13 protein-coding genes are annotated in these 12,501 nt (G+C 39.3%); all 13 read right to left on the bottom strand.

The genetic code is table 11. The features are described 5' to 3' along the window. Window positions 1–414: 414 nt before the first annotated feature. The 13 genes from D7Y06_RS21095 to D7Y06_RS21035 all read right to left on the bottom strand — a co-directional run bounded on the left by D7Y06_RS21095 (window position 415) and on the right by D7Y06_RS21035 (window position 12,352). The gene (locus tag D7Y06_RS21095; RefSeq protein WP_120409599.1) at window positions 415–714 is read right to left on the bottom strand and encodes a type II toxin-antitoxin system RelE/ParE family toxin; all 300 of its coding nucleotides are present in this window, start codon (window positions 712–714) and stop codon (window positions 415–417) included. 3 nt (window positions 715–717) lie between these two features. Continuing rightward, entirely contained in the window at window positions 718–966 is a 249-nt protein-coding gene (locus tag D7Y06_RS21090; RefSeq protein ID WP_120409598.1) for a type II toxin-antitoxin system prevent-host-death family antitoxin, read from the bottom strand. Between the two features lie 140 nt (window positions 967–1,106). Continuing rightward, window positions 1,107–1,523 (bottom strand): winged helix-turn-helix domain-containing protein, encoded by a 417-nt coding sequence (locus D7Y06_RS21085; RefSeq protein ID WP_120409597.1) that lies wholly within the window; start codon window positions 1,521–1,523, stop codon window positions 1,107–1,109. Window positions 1,524–1,909: 386 nt separating this feature from the next. Then, a complete protein-coding gene (locus D7Y06_RS21075) occupies window positions 1,910–4,471 on the bottom strand; it encodes an ABC transporter permease (protein WP_120409596.1) in 2,562 nt (853 codons plus the stop codon). A 9-nt stretch (window positions 4,472–4,480) separates the two neighbouring features. Next, window positions 4,481–5,149, bottom strand: coding sequence for an ABC transporter ATP-binding protein (locus D7Y06_RS21070; protein WP_120409601.1), 669 nt, complete (start codon window positions 5,147–5,149; stop codon window positions 4,481–4,483). A 96-nt stretch (window positions 5,150–5,245) separates the two neighbouring features. After that, the gene (locus D7Y06_RS21065; RefSeq protein ID WP_120409595.1) at window positions 5,246–6,199 is read right to left on the bottom strand and encodes a sensor histidine kinase; all 954 of its coding nucleotides are present in this window, start codon (window positions 6,197–6,199) and stop codon (window positions 5,246–5,248) included. Window positions 6,200–6,223: 24 nt separating this feature from the next. After that, complete coding sequence (locus tag D7Y06_RS21060) at window positions 6,224–6,886, bottom strand: response regulator transcription factor (RefSeq protein WP_120409594.1); 663 nt, start codon at window positions 6,884–6,886, stop codon at window positions 6,224–6,226. Between the two features lie 331 nt (window positions 6,887–7,217). Continuing rightward, a complete protein-coding gene (locus D7Y06_RS21055; RefSeq protein ID WP_120409593.1) occupies window positions 7,218–7,538 on the bottom strand; it encodes a TnpV protein in 321 nt (106 codons plus the stop codon). 55 nt (window positions 7,539–7,593) lie between these two features. Beyond that, a complete protein-coding gene (locus D7Y06_RS21050) occupies window positions 7,594–8,802 on the bottom strand; it encodes a plasmid recombination protein (protein ID WP_256387244.1) in 1,209 nt (402 codons plus the stop codon). A 25-nt stretch (window positions 8,803–8,827) separates the two neighbouring features. After that, complete coding sequence (locus tag D7Y06_RS26140; protein ID WP_158591450.1) at window positions 8,828–9,019, bottom strand: hypothetical protein; 192 nt, start codon at window positions 9,017–9,019, stop codon at window positions 8,828–8,830. Between the two features lie 246 nt (window positions 9,020–9,265). Next, entirely contained in the window at window positions 9,266–9,772 is a 507-nt protein-coding gene (locus D7Y06_RS21045; RefSeq protein WP_120409591.1) for a hypothetical protein, read from the bottom strand. Beyond that, the gene (locus tag D7Y06_RS21040) at window positions 9,769–10,719 is read right to left on the bottom strand and encodes a ParM/StbA family protein (RefSeq protein WP_120409590.1); all 951 of its coding nucleotides are present in this window, start codon (window positions 10,717–10,719) and stop codon (window positions 9,769–9,771) included. Before D7Y06_RS21040 ends, D7Y06_RS21045 begins: the two co-directional genes overlap by 4 nt. Window positions 10,720–11,062: 343 nt before the next feature. Continuing rightward, a complete protein-coding gene (locus tag D7Y06_RS21035; RefSeq protein WP_120409600.1) occupies window positions 11,063–12,352 on the bottom strand; it encodes a virulence-associated E family protein in 1,290 nt (429 codons plus the stop codon). Window positions 12,353–12,501: the final 149 nt, after the last annotated feature.

The raw sequence follows: 12,501 nt of genomic DNA, 5'->3' as shown, positions 1-12,501 counted from the left end.
AATTTGCATATCCTAATTCTTACCAAAAAGGAGCCATTTATTTCCAAAAACACAAACTTATTTACACTACCTTAGCGCCGCCAAAGTAAATGCGAAATTAGTTTCATCTGCTAACCCAACCACGCCCGTTATATACATAAACAACATGATTATCAAAACGATCATAATTGACAATCTATACTTATTTCTCATCGCATTTACACCTCCTGAACATTTATCCCTTTATCTATCCTACACACAAATTACCTATTAGTTTTATAAGTCATCCATCTATAAAACACCTTTTTCTTCTCTACTCCGTTACCACTACCAAATCATAATACTATTAGCATAAAAGTTCTAATATATACCCCTATATTTTCTCTCCATCCGTTTGCTTAAAATTATGAATTAATAATTCTAACTAACAAAGTATCACCCAAATATCCTCGTAATATCCCGATACCGATTTACCACCCGATAAATCTCCACTGCTTCTTTAACAACCTTATACAGCACAACATAATCTTGCCACACCACATACTTATAATCCGTCTTAAAACTCACACGCTTAGACAAGTCTGCACCAATGTAAGGAAACTGCTGTATATTTTCAAATTGGCGGTAAATCTCCTGTATTGTTTCCAATGCTTTATCTACATTATCCTCAGCAATGAAATCCTTAATAGATTTCAAGTCCTTTGCCACTAACGGATTGATCCGCAACTTCATCATGCCCTATTCTCCAACCATTGTCTTTAATTCATCCAATGACAACCAACCTTTTCCATCCTTGACCGCCACCTCTGCCTCTTGCAGCTTTTCTAAAAGCTTCTTTTCTGCTTTATCACGTTCATAATCTTCTATATCCATTACCACAAATCTTCCCCTACCGTTTTTCGTAAGGAAGACAGGCTCTCCCACTTGGCAGTTCTTCAATACTTCATTGTAATTTCTCAAATCAGATACCGGTAATATATTTGGCATAGTTACCATCCTTTCCAAATCAATACTATATTCTATCTTTTATTATAGCCAAAAACGCTGTAAAAATCAACGAAGGTTTTTACAGCGTTTTACTTATTTGCAATGCTTAACTAAATCTGTATCTAATTTGACCAAAATTATTATTGGGTAATGTTCTGATTAAACCGATAACCCACACCCCAAACCGTCTGTATGTAGATGGGCTTGCTAGGATTATCCTCTATCTTTTCCCGTATGTTACGGATATGGCTCATGACGATGTTGTAATCGCCGGAATAAGATTCCTTCCAGACAATATCATAAATCTGCTCCTTGCTGAATACTCTGCCTGGATTGTTGGCTAACAGATAGAGGATTTCAAACTCTGTAAATGTCAAATCTATTTCCTGTTTCTGTTTTCTTACCGAACGATTTATATCATCTATTTCCAATCCATTAAAACTCAAATTCGTTTTTGTATTTTCAATTACTTGAAATGCTCTTGCTCCCGTACTGACACAGGATATTATATGATTCAGAATTTCTTCCTCACTATCTTCAAATGTCAGTATTAACATTTTCCCATACAATCACCCACTTTATTACTTTTATCTACTGCTGAACTTCTAGTAAACACAACAAAAATATTCCCATATCAAGCCAAACAGTATGCTAACAACTTGTTTTTCTATGATAACTTCAATGAATCTATCATTTTCTATGTGAACCGCTATCACCTTACACTTTAGATACTGACATCTATGGATTTCTTTACAAGGCTACCTTCGCTTTTCGTAAGTGTATTTTCAACAGTTTCTCTTGTAATGCTATCCCATACTCTAGAGGGTATAGGTTTACCCGCTTCCCAAGTCGAATCAGCAACTTTTGTGGTATGACCATTTAGCAGACTTTCATTGTCCTCCCTTTAGCTCATATAAGCTGTTCCATACATCTTCAAGAAAGCTTACTCAAAACTTCCTATTCCTTCTGTAATCTGCTTGGTTTTCCAGGATTTGAGTATTCCAAACGAAAGAAATATGCATATCACCAATGCTCCCGTTGCCACAAATAAAAATTCTATATAAGCAAAATGAAACTCATGCCCGAATGCTCGCATATCCGACACTCCGTACAAATATTTCAATACTGGATGCGATAATACAAATGCTATCAAAACAGCCGCCAATCCTAATATCAGATTTTCAAACAGCATCACTCTCTTGGTCATTGACACACTCATACCGATCGCGCGCAGCATACAGATTTCCCTTGTCCTTTTTTGCATACGGTATCTGAAATTATTAATCATATTAATCATGACCAATATAAACGTGATGATAGAAATACCATAAATATATACCATTTGCTTATGATAAAACATTTCATTTTGTTTCGTTTCTGCAATCAGGCTGCGAGTTGATACATTGGAATTGACACTACCAATCCGGATTAACTGCTGCTCCAGAAAATCCTGCCTGGATAAATCCATGTCCGCATCCCCATCACAATACATACATTGAATTCCACTTTCTGGAGCGATTTCCTGCACATATCGGTCAGCAGTAATCAATAATGGATACAGTGTTTTATTGCAGTCAAACATATAAGGGAAAGATACAATGACTTTTACCCTATAAGTTTTATAAACATATTCCGCGTCATAATCTTCAAGTGCCTCATATTCGCTGGAATTAGTCTGCAAATCTTTTCTGTATTTTATAGAAATCTCATCACCTGCATGATAGCCCATCAAAGGCGTACCTTCTTTATAATATCCCGGTAACTCATTATTTTTTGTATCATCCATCCGAAGAACAGACAGGATTATCTCATCTTCTCCCAGATCATCCAGGTTAGAATCTCCCTCTACAACATATTTTTTTAATGCCTCCAAAGCGTCTGTATTATATCCAAGCAGCATGGATTTATAAATCTGATTTTTCCCATCATACCCACTTTTTCCATAGCCATACAATTCCTTTAGCGCTTCATTACGTTCGTTATAATATGTGTCATTCCTTTCTACACCTTCTTCATCAATCACACGGATTGGGAATCCTGAACTTGTCTTAACAGCTTTTATCCCTTCGAGATTTTCTATTTTTGCAGCGTTTTGTCTAGATATTCCCGCCCTTGCATCATCAAAATACAACATCGTCAGAGCATACTCACCATTCAGATAATACATTTCCTTTGTATCATCGCGGTATAATTCCAAAGTTTTTGCTTTGTATGTAAGTCCCGTAAACAGAGTTATCCCCAAACAGATTGTCAAAATCACAAAACCGCTTGTTTTTAAATCTTTCACGATATATTTGCAGCTCATCCGAAACAATGTTCCCGTTTTGCTGTCGGCATTTTGTATATGAAAAAGGCGCTTCCCCTCCTCTGTTTCTTTCCCTGATATCATATCTATGGCAGAAAATCGTGTAACCTTTTTTCCAAACATATATCCAATCACACTGATCAAAAGAAAGGTAACAACGACGCACACCATGATCTGCCAGACCGGTATTACCAATCTAAATCGTACTGTTTCATTGCAAAGATAAACCTCTGCGCTCCTATCGCCGGATATGAGCAGAACCAGCCAGGCTATACATAATCCGCATAGTATTCCAATAGGTACACTTACGCAATAAATGTTATACAATTCCAGCAACACCATTTTGCAAATCTGCCTTCTTTTCATACCGACTGCTCTTAATATCCCATACTGCTGTACTCTTGACAACACAGCGATGCGATACACACCATAGAACACGACCAGACATATCAATAAAAGAACACTGATGATTCCCACATCAATCAGATATAGTTCGCCAGGATTCTCTCTGGCCGGACACTCTTTGATTTGTTCGCTTGAGACGTCCAGTTCCTTCTGCAAAGTTTTTACTTTACTTTCATAATTCACAGAGTCCTGAAACCGGATATAAGCCAGATAGGACTCTGTACTGTTTTCCTCCATAACGGCGTATAAATCTAAAAGACCGTATTTCTTATTCCCGTATGAATCCGATAAGATTCCCACCAGCTTAAACTCTTTTTCTTCCCCTGTTTCCTCATTGATTACGCTGACTTCCTGATCAATGACTGGTTCGATACCCAAATTTAAAAGCACCCATCTCTCAGCAACAATTTCTCCTGATTTTTGAGGCAGCCTGCCATCCGTAATCTTTGTCATCATCGTGATTGCCGCATCATCATTTTTCGTCAAATACACCTTCTGCCCATTGTGTCCATAAAGGTCATATGTTCCCTGCTGTAGTGCAGTCCACTTAATTTCCGGATCATTTTGCAGCAGTTCAATCTGCTCCCCAGACAAACCATCCACATAACAATCCGATGGTGTAAACTCGGTTTTTAACTGTATATTCGATATTTTATGGTTTGTATGTATCAGGACCAACATAACCGTCAGCAGCATAAAGGTTAAGGCGAAACTGAAAAAAATAGCTATTGTATTTTTCTTATAATTCTTTATGAAATATCTATGCAATTTAATACCTTTTTCACTGTTAAACATTCGTCTCACCTACCTTGTTATGATTTTTCCGTCCTCAATTCTTAGAATCCTGTCAGCAAGCTGTGCAATTTCTTCATTATGGGTAATCATGATAATTGTCTGGTTAAATTTACTGCTCGTAATTTTCAATAATCCCATTACATCCTGACTAGTTTTCGAATCAAGATTCCCTGTCGGCTCGTCAGCAAGTACTAGAGCCGGTTTCGTAGCCAATGCCCTCGCAATTGCTACTCTTTGCTGCTGACCACCTGATAATCTGCTTGGAATAAAATCTAATTTCTCATTAAGTCCAAGAATCTGAGTAATTTGTAATACATACTCTTCATCAACTTTTCTACCATCCAGTTTCAACGGTAGTACGATATTTTCCCAAACACTAAGCATCTGGATTAGATTGTATTGCTGAAATATAAATCCTATTTTCCTACGCCGGAAAACAGTCAGTTCATCATCGGATAACTCCTGAATTTTCTTCTGATCAACAATAATTTCCCCACTGGTAGGAACATCGAGTCCCCCAACCATATTAAGGAATGTCGTTTTTCCACTTCCCGATGAACCTACAATTGCCACAAACTCTCCTCTTTTTACAGTGAGGTCAATCCCATTAAGAGCATTCACCTGTGTCTCACCGACACCATATATTTTTCTCAAATCTTTTATTTTTAAGATTTCCACTGTCATCCGTCCTTTCCCATATAAAAAAATATAGCCTGTATCTTCCTACATACAGACTATACCATACTATTCTCACAAACCGGTCTCCACAATCTCTCACTTTTGAGATATTTCCTTTTTCATAAAAAAAATTGAGAAAGTGCTTCCCTTCCCCACTTTTGATGAGAGCTTAATATATCCATTTTGTGCTTTCATAATCTCTCTTGCCAAATACAACCCAATGCCAACACCTGACCTGTCGCTTACCATTTTAGAACGGTAAAATCTTGAAAATACACTTGCCTGTTCTGTCTCTGGTATTCCGATTCCGGTGTCCGCAACATCCACCCTGACCAAGGAAGTATATGCTATGACACGGATTATAACGTTTCCGCCATAAGGGGTATACTTGATTGCGTTATCTACGATATTTGCCATTGCTTCAATTGCCCACTTCATATCAAACGCTGCTGTTTCATCCGTATCAGGCACTTCAAAATGTATCTCTTTCTGGGATGCTATTACCTGAAACTGAGTTTTTACCGCATCCAATACGGATTGCAGAGGCTGCTTTCTGATATTGACATGGATAATCCCTGTCTCTAACCGTGATAATTTTACTAACGATTCAATCAAAAAATCCAACTTTTCTGCCTGTTCCCTGATTGCAGCTAATTCATCCTTAATTTCCTGCTTTTCCTCAATAGTCTGCATCTCTATCCATTCTTCCAAAAGCTGTGAGTACAATACAATATTAGAAATCGGTATGACCGACTGATGAGAAATATCTGATATATGTATCTGCATTTGCTTTTGCTCTTTCTCCAAAGCTCTAACAGCCACTTCGTGGTCACAAAGATAACGCCACATATTATTTTCAATTTGGGATATTCTGGTTTCATTCAAATGTTTCTCCTGAAATTTTCCGGAGATTGCATCATCTAACATACTTTGAATTTTTTCAGCAAATCTCTTCTCACGATTCATAAAATAGATAACTACGCTCACGCAAATACCAACTGAAAATATAATCAAAACTATCAGCGCAACAATCCATATTTTCTTATCCATAACTTCTCCAATTATCCTAAAAGATTAAATTCTCGTCCACGTGTATCCCACCCCATACACAGTCTTAATGCATTCCGAATCATTACCAAGTTTGTTCCGCAAACGGTTTACTACGACCGTAAGAGCATGTTCTTCCACATATTCCGTATCTCCTTGCCAAATATAATCAATCAACTGACTACGGCTTAGATTCTTTCCCTTATTCTCAATAAAGCACCGGAGCAATCTTTGTTCTGTTTTACTCAATTCTAAAATAGTGTTTCCCTTTGTGAACTCCATTTTTTCAAAATCAAAGCAAAAATCACCATTCCTATACACATCTCCTAAAATCTTTTCATTTCTTAATTGTACACTAACTCTAGCTCGTAAAACCATCAGACTAAAAGGTTTTGTAATATAATCATTTGCTCCCAGCTCCAAACCAGACACGATATCCATTTCCATCTTATTTGCTGTAAGAAGTATAATTGGAACAGTGTCTGTTTTACGAATTTCTGTCATAAAATCTATACCACTTCCATCTGGCAGATTTACATCCAATATGATTAGGTCTATGGACTGCTCTTTATATATGTCTGAAGCTGACTGAAGTGAAAAAGCCTGCAAACAAAAGAACTCATTCCTTAACGCTAACTTAATCCCATCATTCAGTTTATTATCATCTTCAACAATAAGGATTTTTTTCATAAATCTTTGTGACCTCCATCTGTATTACATCCCCAATATTGTATCATAATTTTCCGATATTTCAATCAAAGGCCAAATGCAGAAATCAAAACCCTGCACTGGAAACTCTGCTTACAGTCATGCACACACTTCTTGCACTGGTCATTATACTGTATCTTATTTTTGTCATTCAAAAAGTACATCCATGTGTCAAAAGGCATTCAAGGCATATTTTACTGTCACTTCATCAGAAATACCTTAAATCGTCAATTTTCTGTCAGAAAAGGCAATCAGTGTTCAAACCGGTTGCCCTTTCAAAGCTTTATTACTTTCTGCCTGTTTTTCTCTTATCTTAGCCATTGCAATATTTTATTTCCTCTCTCACAATCTCTTCTGCCATCGCCCGGATATTATTCATCTTCTGCACCCAAAGCATCTGATTCTCCCCCTTCAACTGCTCCGTTACGCCCTCACGTTCTGACATTTGCCCCACCAGCACATCAAAATGTGACTCTGCCTGTTCCTGCACCATGAGCAGATGTTCCTTTAGCTTTCCACTTAGAACCATTCCCTGATAAATGCCACTCTTATATTCTTTCAGATAATGTTTCCGCATTAATCCGAACTTTCTCAATTCTCCTTCCGGCTCCGGTTCAGGAATTATGTTCGGTATTAAATAATCTCAACATTTTTCATAAGTCAAATTCATTGTACGTTCCTCGCTTTCTTCAAATATACATTTCCTGCTGCAATTTTTTCTTCTTATCCGGCATTTCCTGTTGTGTTGTCTTTCTCTGTCGATTCTGCTCCGCTACATCCGCTTTTTTCTCTTCGAGTTTTTGCTTAAAAGATTTTGGTGCCAGTGATTTTACAAACTCTACAAACGCATCTCCAAGTCCCCTTGATGCCACAAACTGTTTTAGCTTCTCAATCTGGTCAGTAAGGGCATCTATTTTCTTCTCCAAAGCTGATATTTTCTTTTCATATTTTTCCAACAAGTGATTCCTTGATACTGCCCGGCTGAAAGCATCCATGATCTTATTCCAATCACTTTTCTTTACCTTGACATATTCCTCACCGCCAAACAGATGATTGACCGGAATTGCTGCACTTTTTATATTCTTGGTTTCTGCATCTACTTCTTTTGAAATGGTCTTTAAGGTAGTTGCTCTCATATCATGCTTCTCAAGTAATTCCTGATTACTTTTATCCCTTGCCTCCAGTTCATCAATCTGCTTTGCCAACTCCCCGGCTTGTGTAGCAAGTTCCCTGTTATATATCTCCATTTCCTCTGCCTGTTGTTCCAGTGCTTCCACTTCCCGCATTGCAGCTTTATACTCCGGCAGGGTAAGGTTATCTCTCTGTATTCCCAACACCTCTATGTCAATACCTTTCTCCCGGCAAAGATCCGTCAGATAGGCTCGTTCTCTTTGTTGCCACGCGACTGTTTCATTTTCCTTTTTACTGACTGCCTTTGCAAATCCCATCTGCTGTAATGCCTTTGTAAGGCTATTACGTGTTTCCATGCCTGTTTTATATCCATGTGCTACCGGAATATAATCAATATGTAAATGCGGTGTTGCTTCATCCAGGTGCATGACACAATTGAACAGATACAAATTCGGATTACGCTCCTGAAAGGTTTTTGCATACTGCTCCAGTATTTCAATGGCTGACTTTGCTTCCTCTGTAAGATTACCGTTTTCATCCACCACAGGAGTATCTTCCTTTTTCCCTATTTGAACGATATTTTCATAGAACGTCTTTTCCTTATTGCCGGAATTTTCTATCTCCTTCAGATAGTTTTCTTTTCTCCTGTCCTTACGCTTTTGCACTGCATTATAATCCATAAGTGCCTGCCCAAAACATTTCTCATACGCTTGTTCCAAAGATTCCTGCATATAAATTCGGTTCCAAGATGTCCTTTCGGGTACCACATTTTTGCTGATAAAATCTCGGTTATTATGTGTAAGATGCCCTTTCCCTTTTGGAAAAGAAATTGTTTTTGCTGCCAATCGTCTCACCTTCTTTCTTCTGTTTCTTCTGTTCGTGCTCTAAATGCTTCGCATTTATCGCTGCTGTGCCAGTGAAAGCAAATGTCGCTATGCGCCGCTTGCTTTCACTTTGCGCACAGCATTTTGTTACTTTTGTCAAAAGTAACGCCTTATTACCTTTGACACTGCGTATCAAAGGTAGGCGCTCTGCGAGGCTGATGCCACTCTGCGAGTGTCATAGTCTGCCATTGCAAAATCTTCATGGCAGACTACTCATTCCGGCAAAACGCACCGTCATTCGCCATGGGTGACGGTACCGAATAAAACACTCTCGGTACCGTATCATAGGCTTCCACTTTGAAAGTGAATACCAAGCGCCAAAATGGGTTCCCATTTTCGGTACCGCCTATTCACCCATGGCAAGTGCCATCGACATCATAGCATCCGACATATCCGTCTCTGACACTTGCTCCGTTTCTTCCTCGTACTGCTCTCTGTGAGGCGTATCCTCGCCCGAAACGGTTCTTAAGACATGTTCCTCAAGTTCCTTCGTTATCTGCCTTAAAAACGCTTCCTGCATCTTTGAAATTCGTTCTGCAACGCTTTCCTCAATATGTTCCGCTGTCACTTTCAACCCATCATAAAAAGCCTCCTCCGAAAGCATCTTTCCGATTGGAATATTTCCTTCACTCGAAGTTTTCTTATCCTCCGATGTGGGCAAGCAAGGCTCCTCTGCTTCTCCTGCATCCCCTTTAGGTAACTTACCATCCAAAACTAATACAAAGGCATCTGAAAGTGCCTTTCCATAGGAGCAGTCCTTTCGGGTTAAACTCTGTAGATACTCCCATGTCCGGCGCTGGTTTTCATTCTCCATGCAGAATCGCACATTGCTTGATTTGTATGTTTTTCTCATGCAGTTTTCCCTCTCGTGCGCTGCTTCATTTCTGCCAAAACCTCATATCCCTTTGCATTTGCACAAATATCTGAAATGACAGTTACATTTCCCTTTTCTGTCAAATCTGAAAAGTGCCTCAGCAGACAGCCACCACCACCAATAATATAGAGATGAATCAGTTTTTCCTTATAGCCATGTGCCGTCAGCTTTTTCATGATTTCCTCTGTATAGCTTTCCGCAATTCGTTTTGTAACCATTGCTACATCGTCAGTTCTTTCACCTATGCCATTTCTAAGCAGAGGTTCTATTAACATTTCCGGCACTTCCACACCACCTCGCTTGGACAGCTCTTTCTGTATTTTTTCCATACAATGATGTACCCCGAATACTTCTGTGCTGATGCTCTTTTCAATCGGTCTGCCATCGTGAATTTCAAGAATACTCATGGTTCCGTTGCCAATGTCCACCAGCATATTCATGCCCGGCATTGCACCTTGATTATGTACAGCCGCCAATCCCTGCAGAAAGATTTCCACACCACATAGATGCACCTTGTAGCGTTCCTTTTGAAACATGAAATCCAGCTCCTTCTCCTGCATCAGATATTCTCTCCAATCGGCAGCCTGTGACTTTACCCACGCAAGCGGAAGTCCTACTGCAAGCACGACTTCTGCTTCATGAAGTCCCCGGAATTTCAATTCCTCTGCCAGTCCTGCCAAAGTCAATATATAGAAGTCCTCTGAATCTGTTTTGTTGCCCTGATATACCAAGTGACTCTCGCCAATCACATAATATTTATCCCGGTATTTTACAAAGTTTGTACTGACAATGGGTTCCTCATCATACAGTTCCACTCCGGTAGTAAATACCCTGTGGGCAGTCTTGATATTCCCATACCCATGATCCAAACCGATATAAATTTTCCCTTTTGCTTTTCCATTGTTCTGAATATAATTTCTCTCCATTAAAATATCCTCCTGAATATCCTGTTTACATATCCGTTTACACGTTATGCTTACAAATACTCTTTTAAAAAATTTCCGTTTACTCTGTTTACAAAGCCTCAAAGCCTTAATTTTACTGTATTCTTTCGTAAACCGAATTGTTTACATTTCCGTAAACGAACGCTTGTAAACAGAATTTGTAAACACAGCCTAAAAAACTTTTTTGCTACTATTCAGCCATGCACAAATATTGGAAATAGTCTGTTCATGCTTGCATGATAAAGACTATTTTCAAAAATTTGTATAGGGCGTTTAGCTCAAGCGAGGAAATGCAACGCATTTTCGAGCTTATGGCTGAATAGAATTATTTACTGAAAGGTATTACTGCATCCTCCGGCAGTTTCTGAAACTCATTTTTACCTGCCACCCTGCGCCACCCTCTTTGTGTGCCATATCCGGCAAATCGGTGGGAAGAAACCTTTTCCCACCCGACAATGCTATGGTTCATGACATTATTGATTTCCTTCAGTTCCCAATCCTTTGGTGTGTCATACTCGTGGGAAAATGCTTCCTTGTAAATCATAATGCTGCATACATAATCCTCTGCCAGTTCATCCAGCCAGATCTGTATCACGCCGACCTTTGCATCCTCGGGCATAAAATCTTTCTGCATCTCCTTTAAGTATTCTTCCGTCTCCTTTGACAGCTTTAACTCGTGAGAACCGTTCCGATATAGTTCCATCGCTTCTGCCCACGCCTGACGTATGTATTCCCTTGACTCCTTTTCATCCTCAAGAATGTGCTTTTCCACCCGTTCCGGATGCACCAGCACCGGGGCAAATCTCCGATTCCCTGTACGGTCAAGAGGAAGAAAGTCCATATTGTTGGAAGTACCCACAAATACGCATTGTCTTGGTCTGTCCTCCGGATGAGTTTCATAAGGAATTTTGTATGTTTCCTTCTGTCTACTGATAAAAGACTTAATATCTTCAATGCTCTTGGCATTCACGGTTGCCATCATTTCCGACATTTCAATAATCCAATGCCCCTGCATCTTCCGATAAACATTATCATCATCCATCCGCTTCAAATCATCCGAAAACCATTCATCATTGATGGCTAAAAACCGAAAAAATGTTGACTTGCCTGCTCCCTGCCCTCCTACAAGGCATACCATGATTTCAAACTTGCATCCAGGCTCATACACCCTACGGATAGCTGCCAGCATCAACAGTCGCATGATTTCTTTTGTGTAATCATCGTGGTCAGCACCTAAATACCTGGGCAAAAGATTGTCTATGCGTGGCTGTCCGTCCCATTTGAGTTTTTCCAGACAGTCCCGGATAGGATGATACTTGTTTTCACTTGCCACAATATTCATCGCCTTGTTGATGTTACGGTCATTTTTCAGACCATAATTCTTTTCTAAGTACCAATGTATCTGATACACATCAGTATCCGTCAGGCTGGAAGATGTGCGCTGCCATCCGAGATTACCGACAATATCAATCTTTCCGGACAGCTCATTTTTTCTGATTGCACCCTTCATCAACGGATCACGCTGAAATACCAACATACAGTTATTGATTGTCTGACAGATATTGCCTTTTTCGTTTCTTGCCAAATCTGCCCGAATATCCTCTACCGTACTCATTTCCGTATCAAGCACTTCCCCGATTTCGTTCCATGATACGTTCTCTTCCGATTCTGACTCTCTCTGCAACTTCTTCCACCTCCTAGTATAATAATGGTGTAGTCAATCAAGACTACTTGGTTAATAAATTTCTAAAATTAGACAACAGA

It is taken from the genome of Roseburia sp. 1XD42-69 (assembly GCF_003612565.1).
Classification (GTDB): Bacteria; Bacillota; Clostridia; order Lachnospirales; family Lachnospiraceae; genus Roseburia_B.
The sequence above is the reverse complement of the archived record's forward strand: the minus strand, read 5'-3'. Positions and strand labels throughout refer to the sequence as shown.

What these genes read in the sequence shown, in the direction of transcription:
- D7Y06_RS21095 (WP_120409599.1), bottom strand. Translation starts at nt 714, where the DNA reads ATGATGAAGTTGCGGATCAATCCGTTAGTGGCAAAGGACTTGAAATCT.
- D7Y06_RS21090 (WP_120409598.1), bottom strand. Translation starts at nt 966, where the DNA reads ATGCCAAATATATTACCGGTATCTGATTTGAGAAATTACAATGAAGTA.
- D7Y06_RS21085 (WP_120409597.1), bottom strand. Translation starts at nt 1,523, where the DNA reads ATGTTAATACTGACATTTGAAGATAGTGAGGAAGAAATTCTGAATCAT.
- D7Y06_RS21075 (WP_120409596.1), bottom strand. Translation starts at nt 4,471, where the DNA reads ATGTTTAACAGTGAAAAAGGTATTAAATTGCATAGATATTTCATAAAG.
- D7Y06_RS21065 (WP_120409595.1), bottom strand. Translation starts at nt 6,199, where the DNA reads ATGGATAAGAAAATATGGATTGTTGCGCTGATAGTTTTGATTATATTT.
- D7Y06_RS21060 (WP_120409594.1), bottom strand. Translation starts at nt 6,886, where the DNA reads ATGAAAAAAATCCTTATTGTTGAAGATGATAATAAACTGAATGATGGG.
- D7Y06_RS21045 (WP_120409591.1), bottom strand. Translation starts at nt 9,772, where the DNA reads ATGAGAAAAACATACAAATCAAGCAATGTGCGATTCTGCATGGAGAAT.
- D7Y06_RS21040 (WP_120409590.1), bottom strand. Translation starts at nt 10,719, where the DNA reads ATGGAGAGAAATTATATTCAGAACAATGGAAAAGCAAAAGGGAAAATT.
- D7Y06_RS21035 (WP_120409600.1), bottom strand. Translation starts at nt 12,352, where the DNA reads ATGAGTACGGTAGAGGATATTCGGGCAGATTTGGCAAGAAACGAAAAA.